At 76.4% G+C, this 19956-nt stretch carries 17 protein-coding genes and 1 tRNA gene; 3 read left to right on the top strand and 15 right to left on the bottom strand.

Going from position 1 to position 19956, the window contains the following annotated elements; genetic code table 11:
• Position 1: 1 nt before the first annotated feature.
• The 9 genes from selB to HDA31_RS13960 all read right to left on the bottom strand — a co-directional run bounded on the left by selB (position 2) and on the right by HDA31_RS13960 (position 11031).
• Positions 2-1765 (bottom strand): selenocysteine-specific translation elongation factor, encoded by a 1764-nt coding sequence (gene selB / locus HDA31_RS14005; protein WP_178065411.1) that lies wholly within the window; start codon positions 1763-1765, stop codon positions 2-4.
• A 1-nt stretch (position 1766) separates the two neighbouring features.
• Entirely contained in the window at positions 1767-3056 is a 1290-nt protein-coding gene (gene selA / locus HDA31_RS14000; protein ID WP_178065410.1) for an L-seryl-tRNA(Sec) selenium transferase, read from the bottom strand.
• Positions 3057-3079: 23 nt separating this feature from the next.
• Positions 3080-3175: transfer RNA gene (locus tag HDA31_RS13995), tRNA-Sec, on the bottom strand.
• 46 nt (positions 3176-3221) lie between these two features.
• Positions 3222-4235 carry an NrfD/PsrC family molybdoenzyme membrane anchor subunit gene (gene nrfD, locus HDA31_RS13990; RefSeq protein ID WP_178065409.1) on the bottom strand — a complete coding sequence of 338 codons (1014 nt, stop codon included), beginning with the start codon at positions 4233-4235 and terminating at the stop codon, positions 3222-3224.
• On the bottom strand, positions 4232-5167 hold the full coding sequence (locus tag HDA31_RS13985; RefSeq protein ID WP_178065408.1) for a 4Fe-4S dicluster domain-containing protein: 936 nt from the start codon (positions 5165-5167) through the stop codon (positions 4232-4234). The genes nrfD and HDA31_RS13985 overlap by 4 nt, the downstream gene beginning before the upstream one ends.
• A complete protein-coding gene (fdh, locus tag HDA31_RS13980; RefSeq protein WP_246383973.1) occupies positions 5160-8498 on the bottom strand; it encodes a formate dehydrogenase in 3339 nt (1112 codons plus the stop codon). The genes HDA31_RS13985 and fdh overlap by 8 nt, the downstream gene beginning before the upstream one ends.
• Before the next feature lie 101 nt (positions 8499-8599).
• Positions 8600-8908 (bottom strand): MazG-like family protein, encoded by a 309-nt coding sequence (locus HDA31_RS13970; RefSeq protein WP_074476371.1) that lies wholly within the window; start codon positions 8906-8908, stop codon positions 8600-8602.
• A gap of 91 nt (positions 8909-8999) precedes the next feature.
• Entirely contained in the window at positions 9000-9704 is a 705-nt protein-coding gene (locus HDA31_RS13965) for a hypothetical protein (RefSeq protein WP_178065405.1), read from the bottom strand.
• Positions 9705-9900: 196 nt separating this feature from the next.
• Positions 9901-11031: a DUF3626 domain-containing protein gene (locus HDA31_RS13960; protein WP_246383971.1), complete on the bottom strand. Its 1131-nt coding sequence runs from the start codon at positions 11029-11031 to the stop codon at positions 9901-9903.
• 142 nt (positions 11032-11173) lie between these two features.
• Between HDA31_RS13960 and HDA31_RS13955 the strand changes: the two genes are divergently transcribed.
• Both HDA31_RS13955 and HDA31_RS13950 read left to right on the top strand, forming a co-directional pair.
• Entirely contained in the window at positions 11174-12589 is a 1416-nt protein-coding gene (locus HDA31_RS13955) for an FGGY-family carbohydrate kinase (RefSeq protein ID WP_178065404.1), read from the top strand.
• A gap of 77 nt (positions 12590-12666) precedes the next feature.
• Positions 12667-13512 (top strand): MEDS and STAS domain-containing protein, encoded by an 846-nt coding sequence (locus HDA31_RS13950; RefSeq protein WP_178065403.1) that lies wholly within the window; start codon positions 12667-12669, stop codon positions 13510-13512.
• A gap of 39 nt (positions 13513-13551) precedes the next feature.
• On the opposite strand, the gene HDA31_RS13945 is transcribed toward HDA31_RS13950, so the two are convergent.
• From HDA31_RS13945 to HDA31_RS13935, 3 genes are all read right to left on the bottom strand, one after another.
• Positions 13552-14181, bottom strand: a complete 630-nt coding sequence (locus HDA31_RS13945) for an MBL fold metallo-hydrolase (protein WP_178065402.1) — start codon at positions 14179-14181, stop codon at positions 13552-13554.
• Positions 14178-15266 (bottom strand): S-(hydroxymethyl)mycothiol dehydrogenase, encoded by a 1089-nt coding sequence (locus tag HDA31_RS13940; protein ID WP_074476366.1) that lies wholly within the window; start codon positions 15264-15266, stop codon positions 14178-14180. The genes HDA31_RS13945 and HDA31_RS13940 overlap by 4 nt, the downstream gene beginning before the upstream one ends.
• Before the next feature lie 107 nt (positions 15267-15373).
• Entirely contained in the window at positions 15374-16729 is a 1356-nt protein-coding gene (locus HDA31_RS13935) for an MFS transporter (protein WP_178065401.1), read from the bottom strand.
• Positions 16730-16989: 260 nt separating this feature from the next.
• On the opposite strand from HDA31_RS13935, the gene HDA31_RS13930 reads away from it, so the two are divergent.
• Positions 16990-18441 carry a cryptochrome/photolyase family protein gene (locus HDA31_RS13930; protein WP_178065400.1) on the top strand — a complete coding sequence of 484 codons (1452 nt, stop codon included), beginning with the start codon at positions 16990-16992 and terminating at the stop codon, positions 18439-18441.
• Positions 18442-18499: 58 nt separating this feature from the next.
• On the opposite strand, the gene HDA31_RS32225 is transcribed toward HDA31_RS13930, so the two are convergent.
• From HDA31_RS32225 to HDA31_RS13920, 3 genes are read right to left on the bottom strand one after another with little or no spacing between them, the layout of a single operon-like run.
• The gene (locus HDA31_RS32225; RefSeq protein ID WP_246383970.1) at positions 18500-18649 is read right to left on the bottom strand and encodes a hypothetical protein; all 150 of its coding nucleotides are present in this window, start codon (positions 18647-18649) and stop codon (positions 18500-18502) included.
• Positions 18646-19038 carry an alpha/beta fold hydrolase gene (locus tag HDA31_RS13925; RefSeq protein ID WP_246383969.1) on the bottom strand — a complete coding sequence of 131 codons (393 nt, stop codon included), beginning with the start codon at positions 19036-19038 and terminating at the stop codon, positions 18646-18648. The genes HDA31_RS32225 and HDA31_RS13925 overlap by 4 nt, the downstream gene beginning before the upstream one ends.
• Positions 19035-19934 carry an SDR family NAD(P)-dependent oxidoreductase gene (locus HDA31_RS13920; protein ID WP_178065399.1) on the bottom strand — a complete coding sequence of 300 codons (900 nt, stop codon included), beginning with the start codon at positions 19932-19934 and terminating at the stop codon, positions 19035-19037. Before HDA31_RS13920 ends, HDA31_RS13925 begins: the two co-directional genes overlap by 4 nt.
• Positions 19935-19956 lie beyond the last annotated feature (22 nt).

Genomic DNA, 19956 nt, shown 5'->3' with positions numbered 1-19956 from the left:
GTCAGGGGGGCGGGGACACGACGCTGCGGGCGTCGTCGGGCAGGCGGCGGGTGACGCCCCGTCGGTCCAGCAGCTCCAGCAGCGGCACCGCCACCCGGCGGGTGGTGTCCAGGGCCTGCCGGGCGGCGCTGAGCGTGAACGGCTGCGGAAGCCCGGCGAGGACCCGGGCGGCGGCGTCCACGGCGCCGGGCAGCAGCACCACGCTGTCGGCCAGCCGCAGCAGCGCCCCGGCCCGCACCGCCGCCCCGAGTTCCCGGGGCCCGAGCCCCCACTCGGCGAGGCGGTGCGCCTCCGGGGCCCGGAACGGCCGGTCGGCGTACTCGGCGCGGACGCGGGCCACCGCGCGGGCCACCGGCTCGGGCAGCGCGTCGCCGGCCGATGCGGTGACCCGCCCGGCGGTCACCCGCAGCGGCGGGCGCACGAGGGCCTCCACCAGGGCCCGGTCGGGCAGGCCGAGGCGGTGGCGCAGCACGTCGACGGGGACACCCGCCTCCAGGGGGTGCGCGGCGGCGTACCGGGTGGTCTCGGCGGTCAGCCGGGCGGCGAGGGCCGCCCAGTGCTCCGGGTCGGCCAGCCAGTCCCCGGCGACGGGGGCGGTGGTCACGGGCACCCCCATCCGGGTCAGCTCCCCCGCCCGGACCAGGGCGCGGCGGCGCAGCTCCCCCGCCAGGTCGGGGCGGCCGTCGAGGCCGGCGAGGACCCGGGCGCGGGCGGCGGCGGCCCCACGCCGGGCCAGCGGCGGCGGGGCCACGTCCAGCACGGTCACCCCGCCGGCGATCAGGTGCCGGCCGGGGTCGCGCAGCAGCGCCCGGTCGCCGACGAGCAGCGGCAGCGGCCGGGCCAGCCGCAGCCGGACGGTGTCGACGCCCAGCGGGCGTACCCGGGCGGGCACGGCGGCGGAGCCGACGTGCAGGGTGAGGGTGGCCGGCAGGTCGGCCGCCGGTTCCCCGGTGACGCGCACGTCGAGCAGGTCGGCGCGGCCGAAGCGGCCGGGGGTGAGCAGCGCCTCGCCGCGGCCCAGCCGGTCCCGGGGCACGTTGCGCAGGTTCACCGCGACCCGGGCCACCGCGTCGACCCGGTCGCGGGCTGCGCCGAGGCGGTGCAGGCCCCGCACCCGCACCTGCTCGCCGATGCCCGCCAGCTCCAGGTGGTCGCCGACGGCCAGCCGGCCGCCGCCGAGGGTGCCGGTGACCACGGTGCCGGAGCCGGTGATCGTGAACGACCGGTCCACCCACAGCCGCACCGGCGCGTCGGCCGGCGGGTCGGGCAGCCGGGCCGTCAGGCGGTCCAGGGCCGCCCACAGCTGCGGCAGGCCGGCCCCGGTGACGGCACTGACCGCGACGGCCTCCACGTCCCCCAGCGACGTGGCGGCGAGCTGCGCGCGGGCCTGGGCCAGCGCCGGCCCCGGGTCGGCCAGGTCCGCGCGGGTCACCACCAGCAGCCCGTACGCGACGCCGAGCGCGTGCAGCGCGGCCAGGTGCTCGGCGGACTGGGGCATCCAGCCCTCGTCGGCGGCGACGACGAACAGCGCGGCGGGCGCGGGGCCGACGCCGGCGAGCATGTTCGGCACGAACCGCTCGTGGCCGGGCACGTCGACGAACGCGATGGTGCCGCCGGAGGGCAGCGTGGTCCAGGCGAAGCCGAGGTCGATGGTCATGCCCCGGCGGCGTTCCTCGGCCCACCGGTCCGGTTCCATCCCGGTGAGCGCCCGCACCAGGGTGGACTTGCCGTGGTCGACGTGCCCGGCGGTGGCCACCACCCGCACGTCAGGGCACCGCCAGCACGGCGGCCCGCAGCGTGTCGTCGGCGGTGGCGGGGACGCAGCGCAGGTCCAGCAGCAGCCGGCCCCGGGCCACCCGGCCGAGCACGGGCGGGTGGCCGAGGCGCAGCGGCCGGGCGTACCGCTCGGGCAGGGCCAGGGCCCACGAGTCCAGCTCGACGCCCGGCGCGCCGCCGCCGCCGACCACGGCGGCCGTGGGCACCACCTCGGCCTTGCAGCCGTCGGCGGTCAGCCGGTCGCGCAGGAGTTCGGTGCGCCGCCGCAGGGCGGCCGGGTCGGCGTGCAGGGCCGCCCGGGTGGGGGTGTCGGGGTCGTGCAGGGTGGCCGCCAACGCGGCGAGGGTGAGCTTGTCGACCCGCAGGGCGCGAGCCAGGGGGTGCCGGCGCAGCCGGTCGACCAGGCCCGCGTCGCCGAGCAGCAGCCCGGCCTGCGGGCCGCCGAGCAGCTTGTCGCCGCTGGCGGTGACCAGGTGCGCGCCGGCGCGCAGCGTGCCCGCCGCGTCGGGCTCGGCGGGCAGCAGCGGGTCGGGCGCGAGCAGCCCGGAGCCGATGTCGGCGACGACCGGCACGCCCAGGGTGGCCAGCCGGTCGACGCCGACGGCGCTGGTGAAGCCGGTGACCACGAAGTTCGACGGGTGCACCTTCAGCACGAACCCGGTGTCGGGGCCGACCGCGTCGGCGTAGTCGGCGAGGGTGGTGCGGTTGGTGGCGCCCACCTCCCGCAGCCGCGCGCCGGTGCTGGCCAGCAGGTCGGGCAGGCGGAACCCGTCGCCGATCTCCACCAGCTCGCCCCGGCTGACCACGATCTGGCGGCCGGCGGCGAGGGCGGTGGCGGCCAGGACGAGGGCCGCCGCGCCGTTGTTGACCACGTGCACGCCCCCCGCGTCGGGCACGGCGGCGGCCAGCGCGGCGAGGGCGTCGCGGCCCCGCCGGGCCCGGCGGCCGGTGGTCAGGTCCAGCTCCACGTCGGTGTGCCCGGCGGCGGCGGCCACGGCGGCCACGGCGGCGGCCGACAGCGGGGCCCGGCCCAGGTTGGTGTGCAGGACGACACCGGTGGCGTTGAGCACCGCCGCCGGCGTCGCGGTGGGCAGCGCGGCGAGGGCGGCATCGCGTACCCGATCGGGGGTGATCTCACCGGCGCGGGCGCGGGCCTGCGCGGCGACGATCGCGGCCTTGACCCGGTCGCGGCCCAGCCGGTCGGCGGCGGCGGCCAGGCCCGGGTCGGCGAGCAGGACGTCGGTGCGCGGGACCCGCCGGCGGGGATCGGCGTCGCGCATCGCGTCCTTCCCACGAATGTGCCTGGCGGAGACGGACGGGAATCGAACCCGCCTGGCCCGGGTCCCGGACCACACCGGTTTTGAAGACCGGGAGGGGCACCAGCCGCCTGAACGCCTCCACCGGCCATTTGACCACAGCGCCGCGCCCGGCGTGCGGGGAGGGCGTCAGCCCTGCGCGGCGCGACGGTCGACGCGTGCGCGCTGCGGCACCACCGTGTACTTCGGGTCGCGGGCGGAGGCGACGCCGCCGTGGAAGATGCCGAACCGGGTGGCGACCGACGCGGCGAGCAGCGCCGCGCCGGACAGGCCGGACAGCAGCCGGCTGCGGCGACCGGCCAGCGCGCCGAGGACCCCGGCGGCGGTCAGCGTCCGGCCGGCGCGCAGCAGCCGGCCGGGCGCGCCGGTGCGGTAGGGCTCGCTGAGCAGGCCGAGACGGGTCTCCACCCGGTGCGCGCCCCACAGCTCCAGGGCCGCGCCGGCCACGGCCATCCGCCGGGCCGGGCCGGCCTGGGCGCAGGGCGCGGCGAGCAGGCCCACGCCGGCGCCGCTGGCCAGGGCGCTGCCCGCGAAGATGGCCGGCAGTTCCGGGTACGCCTCGTGCCACGACGGCACGGCCGTGTCGGCGAGCAGCACCCCCGTGTACGTGGCCAGGGCCGGCGCGGTGGCGGCGGCGACCAGGCCGGCGGCCCGCCCGACGCCGGGCAGCAGCCGCCGCCCCACGCCGAGCGCGCCCCGTTCGGGCAGCCACGGCGCGGCCTCGGCGACGGCGGCGACCCCGGCGGCGGGGCCGAAGACGGTGAGGATCCAGGTGCCCACCGACATCGGGGAGGTCGGCTTCGCCACCCGCAGCATGTGGTGGAAGCGGGCCGGCCGGCCCAGGTCGTTGACGAGGAAGTAGGCGCTGGCGGTGACCGCCGCCAGCGAGGTGACCCGGCCGGCGCGGCGCAACGCCGGCCGGCCGGTGAGCTGCCCGCCGGCGGCCAGCAGCGACGACCCGGCGGCCAGCCCGCCGGTGAACAGGTACGCCGCGATGTCCCACTTCCACACCGGCGGTTTGAGCACGGGCCGGCCGTAGTAGGAGGTGAACTCGGCCGGCGGGACGGTCAGCTGTTCCCCGCCGCCGCGTCCGGTGCGGTAGCGGCGGAACCGGTCACCGACCGGCCGGTGCGGTGCGCTCACGAGGACCCTCCGACGAACGCGGCGACGGCCGCCGCCGCCATGGCCAGGGCGGCCAGCCCGGCCCGTTTCCACATCCGGGGCAGGTCCCGGGTGGTGACCACCGGGTCGGGCGGCAGCCCGTACACCTCGGGCTCGTCGAGCAGCAGGAAGAACGCGCCGTCGCCGCCGACGCCGTCGGTGGGGTCGTGGCCGTAGAGCCGGGCCTGCGGCACGCCGCGCTCGTGCAGGGTGGCGACCCGGTGCGCGGCCCGTTCCCGCAGCTCGTCGAGGGGGCCGTACTGGATGGACTCGGTGGGGCACGCCTGCGCGCAGGCCGGGGTCAGGCCCGCGCCGAGCCGGTCGTAGCACAGGGTGCACTTCCACGCCCGGCCGTCACCCCTGCGCTGGTCGATCACCCCGTACGGGCAGGCGGAGATGCAGTAGCCGCAGCCGTTGCAGATGTCCTCCTGCACCACGACCGTGCCGAACTCGGTGCGGAACAGCGACCCGGTGGGGCACACGTCGAGGCAGGCGGCGTGGGTGCAGTGCTTGCACACGTCCGACATCATCAGCCAGCGGAAGTCGGAGCGGGTCTGGGCGCCGGTGTCCCGGCCGGGCGGCCGCGCGCCGGGCATGCCGAGGAACTGCGGGCCGGCGGCGGCCGACGCGCCGGGCAGCGCCCCGGCCGCCGGGGCGGCGGGGCGGGGCTGCTCGACGAACGCCACGTGCCGCCACGAGTTCGCCGTCAGCGCGCCGGTGTTGTCGTAGGACATGCCGAGCAGGTCCAGCCCGGAGCCGGGCACGTCGTTCCACTCCTTGCAGGCGACCTCGCACGCCTTGCAGCCGATGCAGACGCTGGTGTCGGTGAAGAAACCCATCCGGGGCCGGGCGTCGGTCCAGCCGGCGTCCGGGGCCGGGTCCAGCGGCCCGTGGCGGCTGTCGGCGTCAGGCATCCCCGCCCCCGTCATGCTCGTGCTCGTCGGCCGACGCGCCCGCCGAGCGTTCGTCGGTGCTGCCGGCCGCGTCGCCGCCGCCCGCCGCGTCGGTGGTCACGATCGGGACCCGGCGCTGCCGGGTCATCCCGGCCCGTCGCCGGTAGTCGGCGACCAGGTCGAGCAGCGCCGGCCCGGTGGGCCGGCGGCCGGGCCGCACGTCGCAGGTGCCGATCTTGCTCTCCTGGATGAGCACGTTCGGGTCCAGGGTGATGCCGAACAGGTCGTTGGCCGAGTCGCCGGTGACCAGCCCCTCGGTGCCGAAATGGTACGGCAGCCAGAGCTGGTGGATGACCCGGCCGTCGACCCGCAACGGGGTGAGCCGTTCGGTGACCAGCACCCTCGCCTCGATCACGGCCCGGCCGCTGACCAGGTGCGCCCAGCCCAGGTGCGTCAGGCCCGCCTCGGCGGCCAGCTCCGGGGAGACCTCCACGAACATCTCCGGCTGCAACTCGGCCAGCGGGCGCACCGTGCGGCTCATCCCGCCGGCCGTGTGGTGCTCGGTGAGCCGGCTGACCGTGAACACGTACGGGAAGACGCCGCTGTGCGCCTCCGGCGGGCTCGGGTTGACCGAGTTGACCGGATGCTCGTAGACCTTGCGGGTCGGGTTGGCCTGCTGCCCGTACAGGGGGTTGCGCATCGGGGACTCGGCCGGCTCGTAGTGCGCCGGCAGCGGGCCGTCGAGCACGCCGCTGGGCGCGAACAGCCAGGCCTTGCCGTCGCCCTGCATGACGAACGCGTCGTCGCCGGCGATGGCCTCCACCCCGGAGGCGCCCTCCGGGGGCCGGTAGGTGGGCGGCTTCGTCTTCTCGAAGTCCGGCACGTCGTAACCGGTCCACTCCCCGGCGTCCGGGTCCCACCACACGTACTTCTTGCGCTCGCTCCACGGGCGGCCCTGCGGGTCGGCGGAGGCCCGGTTGTAGAGGGTGCGGCGGTTCGCCGGCCACGCCCAGCCCCACTGCGCCGCCACCCAGTCCTGCTCGTGGCGGGAGCGGCGGCGGGCCGCCTGGTTGACGCCGTCGGCGTAGACGCCGGTGTAGATCCAGCAGCCGACCGCGGTGGACCCGTCGTCGCGGGCCTGCGCGAACGCCGACAGCGGGCGGCCGGTGGCCACCTCGTACCCGTTGATCTCCCGCAGCACCGCCTCGGCGCTGGGCTCGGCGTGCGGGCCGTGCGTCGGGTAGTCCCAGGTCAGGTCGAGCAGCGCCCGGTCGCGCGGGTGCGGCGACGCGGCCAGCTTCTCCCGCAGCCGCCGGCCGAGGTGGTAAAAGAACCACAGCTCGGAACGCGCGTCGCCCGGCGGGTCGACGGCCTTCTCCCGCCACTGCAACAGCCGCTGGGTCTGGGTGAACGTGCCCTCCTTCTCCACGTGCGAGGCCGCCGGCAGGAAGAACACCTCGGTGCGGCACTGCTCCGGCACGATCTCCCCGGTGGCCACCTCGGGGCTGTTCTTCCAGAACGTGGCGCTCTCGATGAGGAACAGGTCGCGCACGACCAGCCAGTCGAGGTTGGCCATGCCGAGGCGCTGGGCGCGGCCGTGCGCGGAGCCGACCGCCGGGTTCTGGCCGAGCAGGAAGTAGCCCCGGATCTTCCCGTCGATCATGTTGAGGACCTGCTGGTAGGTGCCGTGGTCGCCGGTCATCCGGGGCAGGTGGCCGTAGCAGAAGTCGTTCTCCGGCGTCGCCGCGTCCCCCCAGTACGCCTTGAGCAGGCTCGCCGCGTACGCCCGCGAGTTGCCCCAGAAGCCCTTCTGGCCCGGGTGGCGGATGCTGTCGACCCAGTCGTCGAACGTCTCGTGGTCGGCGTGGTGCGGCATCGGCAGGTAGCCGGGGAGCAGGTTGTAGAGCGTGGGGATGTCGGTGGAGCCCTGGATGCTGGCGTGCCCGCGCAGCGCCAGGATGCCGCCACCGGGGCGGCCCATGTTGCCCAGCAGGGTCTGGATGATCGCGCCGGTGCGGATGTACTGCACGCCGACGCTGTGCTGCGTCCAACCCACCGAGTAGACCAGCGCGCCGGTGCGTTCCCGGCCCGAGTTGCTCGCCCACGCGTTCGCCAGCTCCAGGAACTTGTCCTGCGGGATGCCGCAGACCCGCTCCACCATCTCCGGGGTGTAGCGGGCGAAGTGCCGCCGCAGGATCTGGTAGACGCAGCGCGGGTGTTGCAGCGTCTCGTCGCGCTGGGTCGGCGCGGGCACCGGCATGCCGTGCGACTCGTGCCGCAGCCCGGCCGCGCTGTCGCGCTCCTTGCCGGTGCCGGTGATCTCGGCGTGGCCCTCGTGGCCGGCGTACTGCCAGCTCGACGTGTCGTACGAGCCGGTGTCGGGGCGGTAGCCGGAGAACAGGCCGTCGAGATCCTCGGTGTCGGCGAACCGGTCGCTGACGATCGTCGCCGCGTTCGTGTACGCCAGCACGTACTCCCGGAAGTCCATCTCGTTGTCCAGGATGTGGCGCACCACGCCGCCGAGCAGCGCGATGTCGGTGCCCGCCCGGATCGGCAGGTAGGAGTCGGCGACCGCGCTGGTGCGGGTGAACCGGGGGTCGACGTGGAAGACCTTCGCGCCGCGCCGCTTGGCCTCCATCACCCACTGGAAACCCACCGGGTGCGCCTCGGCCATGTTGGAGCCCTGGATGACGATGACGTCAGCGTTGACCAGGTCCTGTTGGAAGTCCGTCGCGCCGCCGCGACCGAAGCTGGTCCCCAGACCGGGGACGGTGGCGGAGTGTCAAATGCGGGCCTGGTTCTCGATCTGGAGCGCCCCCATCGCCGTGAACAGCTTCTTGATGAGGTAGTTCTCCTCGTTGTCCAGCGTCGCCCCGCCGAGGCTGGAGATGCCCAGCGTGCGGTGCAGCGGCCGGCCCGCGTCGTCGACGTCCTCCCAGGTGGCCTCGCGGGCGGCGAGGATCCGGTCGGCGATCATGTCGACGGCGGTGTCGAGGTCCAGGTCCTCCCATTCGGTCGCGTACGGCCGGCGGTAGCGCACCCTCGTCTGCCGCAGCGGGCTGGTGACCAGGCTCTTGCTGGCCGAGCCCTTCGGGCACAGCCGGCCCCGGGAGATCGGGCTGTCCGGGTCGCCCTCGATCTGGGTGACCCGGCCGTCGGTGACGAAGACCCGCTGCCCGCAGCCGACCGCGCAGTAGGGGCAGACGGAGCGGGCCACGCTGTCGGCGGTCTCGGTGCGGGCGGTCAGCGCCGCCGAGCGGGCCGACTGGGCCGCCGCGCCCCGGCCGAGCGGGTCGGTGCCGGTGAGCTGCCGGTAGACGGGCCAGCCCGCGAGGAACGTCCGCAGACCCATCGCGCACCCCCTCCCCGGCGACCGAAGCTGACGTTCTGAACATAGGCCAGCGCCCGTCGCGCCGCGACCCTCAGCGGATCTTTTCCGCCGCCGGGAGCTGCTCACCGCTGCCGGGAGCGGACCTTCGCGGCGCACGCCAGCAGCGCGGCCCGGGCGTCGCCGCCGAGGCTCTCGATCGCCACCAGCGCCGTGAACGCGGCGTCGGCCAGCTCGGCGGTCACGTCGTCGCGGGTGTGGGTGACCCCTTTGCGGGGGTTCTGCCCGAGGACGCCGATCCACGCCCCGGCGGCCTCACCGGCCTCCTCGGTCAACTTGAGGATCCGGCAGGTCAACTCCGCGTCCCCGGCGCCGTTGGCGGCGTCGAGCCACCCGCGCGCCGCCCGTACCGCATCCCAGATCGACTCGTCCATGGCGACAGTGAACCCCGACGGCGGCGCGGGGCCGCGCCCGGGGAGGCGAACGCCCCGTGCCGGCGGCACGGGGCGTTCGGGTGTCGTCACCTCACCACAGCTGCGTGACGATGTCCGCGGCCTGCTCCTCCCACTGGGCGTACGCGTACGGGTACGCCGACACCTGCACCGTCTGCGCGGCGGCGGTCAGCGGCAGCTCCCGCCAGCCGCCGACGTTCTTCAGCGCCCCGAAGAACGCCTTGGACGCGTACTCCGGGTCGGTGATCTGGTCGGGCGAGCCCCAACCGGACGACGGGCGCTGCTGGAACAGGCCCTGCGAGTCGTGGTCGTTGTACGCGCCGAGGTGGCCGAGGTTGTACAGCTTCGACTCCTGCAGCGAGGTGGCCACGCCGATCACCGCGCCGCGCTCGCCGACGCCGCTCTCCTTGGCGGCCTCGACGATGGCCCTCGCGTTGGCCACCTGCGCGTCGTCGAGCGGGATGCGCGACTGCGCGCCCTCGACGCCGTGCGGGATCAGCTCGTCGCGGCTCGGCTTGCCCGTCGACGGGGTCGGCTTGGCGGTGTCCTCGCCGGTGGTCAGCGCGGACTCGGCGGTGGCGGCCTCCCGGGTCTTGCCGGTGGCCAGGTCGATGGCGGCGACGGCACCGACGTGCGGGCCGGTGGTGACGGGGGCCGCGACGGCCGTGGGGCCGAACGCCAGGCCGCCGAGGACGGCGACGCCGCTGATGGTCAGGACGGTCCTACGGTTCGTGGTCTTCGCGATGGCCGGGAGCCATCGAGTGAAGGATGCCTTCACGATGGTTGCCCTTTCGGTCGTCACGACGCGCTCCGGGGTGAGCGCCCCTCGGGACCCGCCACGGCCGGTGGGGTTTACCGGCGGGCGGTACGGGGGACACAACCAGCTTCACGTGTCCGTCATTCCGGATACGGTGGGCCGCAGCCCGGTTGCGGTCCCGGTCACCTCCGGAACCGGACCCGGCGGCCGACACCGGTCAGCGGGCGCACGGTCCCCCGAACCGGACGAGCACGTGCCAGAGCATCTTGAGGTCCTGGAGCGTGACCGCCACGGGGCCCCGGTCGGCCCACCGGCCGGGCTCGGTGACCGCCGAGGCGGCGGCCCGGCCGATCAGCGCGGCGTCGACCGGCTCGCCGGGGCGGGCGAACTCGGCGTGGACCCGGGCGGCCAGCGGCGGGATGCCGGGCCCGCGGAACCCTGCGTCGACCCCGTCGACTGGCAACTCGAAGCCGGCGTGCCAGTGCAGCGCGACCCCGTGGCGGGCCGCCAGGTCGGTCAGCACCCGGCCCACCCGGGTGCCCGCGAACGACGGGTCGAGCACGAACGCCTCGACGTCCCGGCCGAGGACGACCTCACCGTGGATCTGCGCCTCGACGTAGTCGTCCAGCGCACGGGCGTTCGGGCCGGCACGCCAGGCGTCCCGCCCGTCGCGCAGCAGGGCCCGGACCAGGGTGGCCGGGTCCGTCCCGGCGACGCCGAGGCTGACGCCCGTGCCGGCGGTGGCGTCGAGCAGTTCGGCCAGCACCGGCTCGGGCACGTCGACGGTGCCGAGGTGCGGCGGCTCCAGGTGGCTGTCGCCGAAGCAGAACGTCGCGCGGTCCAGCACCTGCGGCCGCAACCGCAGGTGGCAGGAGCCGAACCGGGGGCACGCGCCGTCGGGGTGGTCGAGCAGGTTGAGCCCGCCGTACGTCGGACGGTCGCCCGGGAGCACGCCCACCCCCTGGTACGCGCCACCGAACATCGCCTCCTCCCAGCGGTCCCGGTCGCCGCCGGGGAACGCGGTCAGGCCACCGTTGGAGATGCCCGTGACGAACTGGCTGCGGTAGACGCCCTGCGCGGCCAGCGCGTCGGCGACCGTCCGTCGGTCCGCGAGCAGCCGGTCGGGGTGGAAGTTCACGGTCAGCCGGCCGTGCGCGCCGACCGCCGCGGTCAGCTCCTGCGGCTGGTGGCCGCCGTCGCAGGCGGCCAGGTGCCGGGCGATCACGGCGCGGGCCGCCGGGCGCCGGCGTAGCGCCGACCGGCGCACGTGGGTCAGGGCGGCGGCCTGCGCCGGGGTCAGCGGCGGTTGGGCGGGGGCGGGGCGCGCCGTTCGGGGTGGGCGGGGCACAGGCGCCGATTGTGCCGGGCCGCTGCCCGCGGTTGAAGCGCATTTCGCGCCGCCGGCCGGTTGACAGGCACCGGGCCCGATTCGAATAATTCATCTGCTGAACAAATTCCCGCCCGTGTCCCCGAGCCGCGCAGGAGGGCCCGTGCCACTCGTGGCCGGGGTCGACTCGTCGACCCAGTCGTGCAAGGTCGTCGTCCGCGACGCCGAGACCGGCAGGCTGGTGCGCGAGGGACGCGCGCCGCACCCGCCCGGCACGGCGGTGCCGCCGGCCGCCTGGGAGGCCGCGCTGGCCGACGCCGTCGCGCGGGCCGGCGGACTGGACGACGTGGCGGCCGCCTCGATCGCCGGGCAGCAGCAGGGCATGGTGTGCCTCGACGCCGACGGCGCGGTGGTCCGCGACGCCGTGCTGTGGAACGACACCCGCTCGGCCGACGCCGCCGTCGACCTGATCTCCGACCTGGGCGGCGGCGAGGCGGGCCGGCGGGCCTGGGCCGAGGCGGTCGGCCTGGTGCCGGTGGCCAGCTTCACCGTCACGAAGCTGCGCTGGCTGGCCTCGGCGGAGCCGCGCAACGCCGCCCGTACCGCCGCGGTGTGCCTACCGCACGACTGGCTGACGTGGCGGCTGTCCGGCGCGCCGGGGCTCGACGCGCTGCGCACCGACCGCAGCGAGGCCAGCGGGACCGGATACTGGTCGGCCGCCAGCGGCGGCTACCGCCGGGACCTGTTCGGGTTGGCGTTCGGCCGCGACGACGTGCTGCTGCCGCAGGTGCTCACGCCGACCGGGCGGGCCGGCCGGCTGCGCACCGGCGCGCCGCTGGGCGCCGGCGCCGGTGACTGCGCCGCGGCGGCGCTGGGCGTCGGCGCCGGGCCGGGCGACGTGATCGTGTCGATCGGCACCTCCGGCATCGTGTCCACCGTCTCCGCCGTGCCGACCGCCGACCCGAGCGGGATCGTCGCCGGGTTCGCCGACGCGACCGGCCGGTTCCTGCCGCTGGTGTGCACGCTCAACGCCGCCCGGGTGCTGGACGCGGCCGCCGCCATGCTGCGGGTGGACCACGCGGGGTTGTCGGCGCTGGCCCTGTCCGCCCCGGCGGGCGCCGACGGGCTGGTCCTGGTGCCCTACCTGGAGGGCGAGCGCACACCGGACCGCCCGCACGCCACCGGGGCCGTGCACGGCCTGACCCTGCGGACCGCCACCCCCGCGCACCTGGCCCGCGCGGCGGTGGAGGGCATGCTGTGCGCGCTCGCCGACGGGCTGGACACGATGCTCGCACAGGGCACGACGGTCGACCGGGTCATCCTGGTCGGCGGCGGCGCCCGCTCGGAGGCGGTACGCCGGATCGCGCCCGCCGTCTTCGGCCGCCCCGTGCTCGTCCCCCCGCCCGGGGAGTACGTCGCCGACGGCGCCGCCCGCCAGGCGGCCTGGATGCTCTCCGGTGGGCCACAGCCGCCACCGTGGACGATCGGGCAGGTGGAGACGCACGAGGCCGACGCCGTGCCGGCGATCCGCGAACGGTACGCGGCGGCCAGGGCGCACGTTCTCGACCGCGCCGGCTGAGCGCGGCGCCGCCGCGACACCGGTGGCCGCACCGCTGCGGGGTTACAGTGGAGGCGCGTCGACCGGAAGGCGATGAGGTGACCACGTCCGCGGTGGTGGACCAGATGGAGCTGGGCGACCACGTCTGCTGGTTCCACGACGACGAGGCCGACGGCCTCGACGCCGTGGGCCGGTTCGCCGCCGCCGGCCTGCGGCTCGGCCACCGGGTCGTCTGCTTCCTCGACGTGCTGTCCGCCGCCGACGTGCGGGCGTCCGCCGCCCGCCACGGCGCGGCCTGCGGGCCGGCGCAGCTCGCCGGCGAGCTGCGCATCGTGTCCTGCGGCGACAGCTATCTCGCCGGGGGCCGGTTCCGGCCCGAACGGGTCGTCGACGCCCTCGCCGCCGAGATCACCTCGGCGCGCCGCGAGGGCCACCCCGGCGTGCGGCTGGTCGGGGACATGGCGTGGGCGGCGCGCCGCCCGGTGGACCTCGACACGCTGCGCCGCTACGAGGCCGCCGCCAGCGCGCTCTTCCTCGACGGCCGGGCCGCCGGCCTGTGCCTCTACGACCGGCGGGTCTTCTCCCCCGACCGGTGCCAGGCGGTGATGTCGGCGCATCCGGCCGCCGCCGCCCCGGCGTGCGGGCCGCGCTGGACGCCGCTGCTACGCGCCCGCCGCACGTCCGACCCGGTGGGGCTGCGGCTGGTGGGGCAGGTCGACCGCAGCAACCGCGACGCGTTCGCGGCGCTGCTCGCCGTGGTCACCGAGCAGGCGCCGGCGCGGCGGCCCGTGGTGCTGGACCTGTCCGGGCTGACCTTCGTCGACGTCCGGTCGGCGGTGACGCTGGTCCGCGCCGGCCCACGCGGCGTGCGGCTGGTCGGCTGCCGGCCGGGGCTGGCGCGGCTGCTGGAGCTGGTGCGCGGCGGCCTGGCCGGCGCGGACTGACGCCGGCCGGCCGGGTGTCCGGCCGGCGTCGGCTGGCCGTCAGTGGCCCCGGGCCACCCACTGCGCGAGGTGCGGCGTCTCCGCGCCGATGGTGGTGCTGTCGCCGTGCCCGGTGTGCACGACCGTCTCCGGGGGCAGGGTGAACAACCGGGTCCGGATCGACTCGATGATGGTGCCGAAGTCGCTGTACGAGCGGCCCGTCGCCCCCGGCCCACCGGCGAAGAGGGTGTCGCCGGTGAAGACGACGCCGAGCTGCGGGGCGTGCAGGCTGCACGCCCCGGGGCTGTGGCCGGGGGTGTGCAGCACCCGCAGCGCGGTGCCCGCCACCTCGACGGTCGCACCGTCGCGCAGCTCGCCGTCGGGGGCCACGTCGGGGTGCACCATGTCCCACAGCACCCGGTCGTCGGGGTGCAGCAGCACCGGCGCGCCGGTGGCCCGGGCGAGCTGCGGGGCCACCCGCACGTGGTCGTCGTGGGCGTGGGTGGCCAGGATCGCCACGACCCGCCGGCCGCCGACGGTACGCAGGATCGCGTCGACGTCGTGCGGGGCGTCGACGACGACGCACTCGCTGTCGTCGCCGATCACCCACACGTTGTTGTCGACGTCGAAGGTCTGCCCATCGAGGGAGAACGTGCCGGAGGTGACGGTGTGGTCGACGCGGGCGGTCACGGGAAGACCACCACCGAACGCAGCACGTCGCCGTGGTGCATCCGGGTGAACGCCTCCTCGACCTGGTCCAGGGCGATCTCCTCGGTGACGAACGCGTCCAGGTCGAGCCGGCCCTGCAGGTACAGCTCGGCCAGCAGCGGGAAGTCGCGGCTGGGCAGGCAGTCGCCGTACCAGCTGGACTTGAGGGCCCCACCGCGGCCGAAGACGTCCAGCAGCGGCAGCTCCACGGTCATCTCCGGGGTGGGCACGCCGACCAGCACGACCGTGCCGGCGAGGTCGCGGGCGTAGAACGCCTGCTTCCACGTCTCGGGGCGGCCGACGGCGTCGATGACGACGTCCGCGCCGAAACCGCCGGTGGCGGCGCGGATCGCCTCCACCGGGTCGGCCTCCGAGGCGTTGACGGTGTGGGTGGCGCCGAACTTGCGGGCCCAGTCGAGCTTGCGGGAGTCGGTATCCACCGCGACGATCGTCGTCGCCCCGGCCAGGGCCGCACCGGCCACGGCGGCGTCACCGACCCCACCGCAGCCGATGACGGCCACGGAGTCGCCGCGGGTGACGCCGCCGGTGTTCATGGCCGCGCCCAGGCCCGCCATCACCCCGCAGCCGAGCAGGCCCACGGCGGCGGGCCGGGCCGCCGGGTCGACCTTCGTGCACTGCCCGGCGTGCACCAGGGTCTTCTCGGCGAACGCGCCGATGCCCAGCGCCGGCGACAGGACGGTGCCGTCGGCGAGCGTCATCTTCTGCGCGGCGTTGTGGGTGGCGAAGCAGTACCACGGCCGTCCCCGGCGGCAGGCGCGGCAGACCCCGCACACGGCCCGCCAGTTGAGCACCACGAAGTCGCCGGGGGCGACGTCGGTGACGCCGTCGCCGACCTGCTCGACGATCCCGGCGGCCTCGTGGCCGAGCAGGAACGGGAACTCGTCGTTGATGCCGCCCTCGCGGTAGTGCAGGTCGGTGTGGCAGACCCCGCACGCCTGGACGCGGACCACCGCCTCGCCGGGCCCCGGGTCGGGCACCACGACGGTGGTGACCTCGACCGGCGCGCCCTTGCGCCGTGCAATGACTCCCCGGACTTCCTGGCTCACGATTCCTCCTGGTCCACACGCTTGTCGGTGTCGCCGCCACCGGGCCCCGGCCGACGACGCGGGACGCGCCGGCGGGCTGCCCGCGCCGATCACGTTCCCCGGCGAAACTACCGCCGATCACCTCGCCGGACCCACCGACGTGCGGGGGTTACCCCCGGCGGGGCGGCCTGGACCGATTCGGCCGGAAGGCCGATGCTCTGCGCGGCGGCGAGGACCCGGCGGGCGGCGGCGCGGTAGCGCAGCACCTGGACCGCGCCGAGCGCCCAGAGGGCGTACTGCACGGCGAAGGCCCACCGGAACGCGGCCAGGTCGGGGGCGGCCCGGCCGGCGGGGGTGGCCAGGTCCAGGACGATCCCGACGGCCAGCACGAGCGCGATCGAGGCGGCGAAGCCGCCGACGTTGACGATGCCGATGGCGCTGCCGATCCGGCTGGCCGGGTTGAACGTGCGGGCGTAGTCGAAGCCGATGACGGAGCCGGGACCGTTCGCGGCGAGCACCAGCACCAGCACGACCAGCAACCAGCCCGGCGCGCGGCCCGGCCAGGCCAGCACCACCGCCCACACCCCGGCGGTGGCCGCGGTGACGGCGAGCACGAGCACCGAGCGGCGCAACGGGTAGCGGGCGCACAGGTGGGCGACGACCGGGCCCGCCGCCAGGCTGGCCAGGGTCATCAGGGTGAGCAGCGACGCGGCGGCGGTGGGCGTCATCTGCTGCCCCTGCACCAGGAACGGGTACCCCCACAGCAGGGCGAACACCGAGCCGGAGAACTGGGCGACGAAGTGCGTCCACATCCCCAGCCGGGTGCCGGGCTGCGCCCAGGCCGCGGCCAGCTGCCGGCGCACCGTCGTCAGGTCGGGGGCGGCCGCGGCGGCGGGCCCCCGGTGCGGGGTGTCCCGGACGACCGCGACGACCGCGGTGAGCACGGTCGCCCCGAGCGCGGCGGCGCCGAGGAACGCCGGGGTCCAGCCCGCGTGGTGCAGCAGCGCCACCAGGGGCACCGCGCCCAGCACCGCGCCGAGCTGACCGAGGGTGCCGGTGAGCTGCACCAGCATCGGGTTGCGCCGGCCCGGGAACCAGAACGCGACGATGCGCAGCACGCTGATGAACGTCATCGCGTCGCCCAGGCCGACCAGCACCCGGGCGGCGACGGCGAGACCGACGTCGGTGGCGACGGCGAAGCAGAGCTGACCGGCGACCATCAGCGCGCCGCCGGCGACGAGGAGCCGGCGGGAGCCGTACCGGTCGAGCAGCACGCCCACCGGCACCTGCATCGCCGCGTACACGGCGAGTTGGGCGACGGTGAAGATGGCCAGCGTGGCGGCGCTGATGTCGAAGCGGTGCGCCGCGTCGACCCCGGTGACGCCCAGCGAGCCGCGGTGGAACACCGCCGCCACGTACGCGCTGAGGGCGACGGCCCAGACCCCGACGGCCCGGCGGCCGGACGCGCCGGCGGCGGCGCTCACCGCGGGGTCCGCGACACGACGGTGGGGTGGGCCGCCCGGTTGGTGGCCATCAGCGCGGTGACGTCGCCGGCGGCCGCCCGGCGGTGCCCGCCGCCGGTCCGGGATTCGTCATGTATCTATGATGGGCCGCGTTCGGGACGGTGTCCGCGACGGGCGGGCGGAAGGTGGCGCGGGCCACCCCGGCCGCTGTGGCGTGCGCCACTTGATGGACACGCCGGTCCCGGGCGGCGGCGGCGGAACGGACTGGGCAGAATCGACGCATGTCTTCCCGCCGGTGGCTGCTCGCCGATCAACTCGGGCCCCACTTCCTCGACGACGCGGCGCAGCCGGTGCTGCTCGTGGAGGCCCGGGAGTTGTTCCGACGCCGCCCGATGCACCGGCAGAAGGCCCACCTGCTGCTGTCCGCGCTGCGGCACCGCGCCGCCGAGTTGGGCGACCGGGCCCTGCTGGTGCGCGCCGACACGTTCCGGCAGGCTCTGGCCCGCGTCGACGGGCCGGTCGAGGTCTGCCACCCGCCGTCGCGGGCCGGGCTGGCGTTCGCCCGCTCGGTGCCGGGGCTGACCGTCCTGCCGCCGCGTGGCTTCCTCGTGCGCCGGGAGGACTTCGCGGCGTGGGCCGACGCCGACCGCCGGGGCCCGTTGCGGGTGTCCGACTTCTACCGCTGGGCCCGGCGCGAGCACGGCGTGTTCGAGGGCCCGCCGGGGCGGGTTCCGCGTCGTCCCCGCCGCGGCGACGGCGGCGGGCTGGTGGCGCCGGCTCCCCCGCCGATCGTGGAGGACGACATCGACGCGGAGGTCCGCGCCGAGCTGGACCGCTGGGAAGGCGACGGCGTGCGGTTCCTCGGCCGCGACGGCCCGCGCCGCTACCCGGCCACCCACGCCGAGGCCGACGCGCGGCTGCGGCACTTCGTGGCGCACCGGCTGCCCGACTACGGCCGCTACCAGGAGGTGATGAGCGCGGGCGACCCGCTGCTGACCCACAGCGTGCTGTCGTCGTCGTTCAACCTGGGGCTGCTCGACCCGGCGCAGGCCGTCCGGGCCGCCGAGGGCGCCTGGCGGGACGGGACCGCGTCGCTGTCGGCGGTGGAGCCGTTCATCCGGGGGCTGCTGGGCTGGCGGGAGTTCCTCTGGCAGCTCTACTGGTATGTCGAGCCGGGCCACCGGGGCACCGACTGGCTGGCCGCGACCGAGCCGCTGCCCGACTGGTTCGCCGACCTGGACGCCGACGCCGTGGAGGCGCGCTGCCTGGCCGACGTGCTCGCCGGGGTCCGCGACCGCGCCTGGGCGCACCACGCGCAGCGCCTGCTGGTGCTCGGCAACTACGCGTTGCAGCGCGGCTGGCGGCCGGCGGAGCTCGCCGACTGGTTCCGCAACTGCTTCGTCGACGGCACCGAATGGGTGATGAACGCGACCGTGATCGGCATGAGCCAGTACGCCGACCTGGGCCGCATCGACACCCGCCCGTACGCCGTCGACGGCCGCTACGTCGACGAGCTCAGCGACTACTGCACCGGGTGCCGCTACCAGCCGGAGACGACGCTGGGCGACCTGGCCTGCCCGTACACCGGGGGGTTCGACGCGTTCCTGCACCGCAACCGCGACCGCCTCGCCGCCGACGCGCGGCTGGTCGCGGAGCTGGCCGAACGCGACGACCCGCAGCTACGCGACGCGGTGCTGGCGCAGGAGGACAAGCGCGGCAGCAGCCCGCCCTGACGAGCGCGGCGGAACCAGGCCGGCGCGGTGGTGCGCCTGCGCCGCCGCCCGGCGCGCCTCACCGGCCGGCGGCCCGGCCCGCCCAGAAGCCGGTGACGAGGCGGTGGAACTCGTCGGCGCGTTCGACCTGCGGCAGGTGCCCGGTGTCGGCGAACAGGTGGGTGCGGGCCCGGGGCAGCCGGGCCAGCAGCCGCAGCCCGATGGTCACCTCGCGGCCGAACCCGCGCTGGCGACCAGCACCAGGCTGGCCGCGCGGGCCGGGTCGTCGACGGCCAGCCGCATGGCGACCGCCCCGCCGAGGGAGTTGCCGACCAGGTGGACGGGGCCGGGCACACCGAGCGCGTCGAGGCAGTCGGCGGCGGCGCGGGCCAGCGCCGCCAGGGTGTGCGGCCCGTCCAGCGGCGCGGAGCCGCCGTGCCCGGCCAGGTCGAGGCTGATCACCCGGTGGTCGCGGGCGAACCGCCCGTGCAGCTCGGCGAAGTCGGCGAGGGTGCGGCCGATGCCGTGCAGCAGCAGCACGGGCGGGCCGTCGCCGGTGTCCCGGCACCGGACGGCCCGGCCCCGCACGGTGCGGATGGTGTCGGCCAGGCCGCTCACCCCGGCTCCCCCGGCCCGTCCGCCGGCACCGACGCTGGGGCGGTCGCCTCCGACGCCTGCGGCCCGGCGGTCCGCCGGCCCACGGCGAGGGCGAGGACCCGGCCGTACCCGGCGGGGGCGAGCCGGGCCAGCAGGTCGGGCAGCCGCGCCGACCAACCGATCAGCACCCGGCCCCGACGCCGCCGCACACCGCGCAGGATGGCCTCGGCGGCGGTTGCCGGGTCGATGGACAGCAGCCGCTCGAAGCGGCGGCGGGCGGCCTCGTACTCCTGCACGGGCACGCCGCTGCCGACGCGGGCGTCGGCGGCGATGCGGGTGCGGACGCCGCCGGGGTGCACGCACGTCACCCCGACGCCGTCGCCGGCCAGCTCGTGCCGCAGCGCCTCGGTGAACCCCCGCACGGCGAACTTGCTGGCCGAGTAGGCGGCCTGCCCGGCGGGGGCGATGAGCCCGAAGAGGCTGGACACGTTGACCAGGTGCGCGCCCGGCTCGGCCTTCAGGGCGGGCAGCAGGGCGTGGGTCAGCTGCACCACGGCCCGGAAGTTGACGTCGACCACCCAACCGAACTCGTCCAGGGTGACCTGGTCGAAGCGGCCGCCCAGCGCGACACCGGCGTTGTTGACCAGCAGCCGCAGCCGCGGGTGCCGCCGCCGCAGCTCCTCGGCGGCCCGTGCGGTGGCGGCGGCGTCGGCCAGGTCGACCACGACGGTGTCGACCCGCCGGCCGGGGTGGGCGGCGCGCAGCGCGGCGGCCACGGCGGCGAGCCGGTCGGCGTCGCGGTCGAGCAGCACCAGGTCGGCGCCGCGCCGCGCCAGGCCGTCGGCGAGCGCCGCGCCGATGCCGCCGGCCGCCCCGGTCACCACGGCGGTGCCCGCCGCGAAGTCGAACCTGCGCACGTCGCTCTCCCCTCGCCCGGCC

The sequence above is a fragment of the Micromonospora carbonacea genome, assembly GCF_014205165.1.
Classification (GTDB): domain Bacteria; phylum Actinomycetota; class Actinomycetes; order Mycobacteriales; family Micromonosporaceae; genus Micromonospora; species Micromonospora carbonacea.
This window is presented reverse-complemented; position numbering and strand designations above follow the sequence as displayed.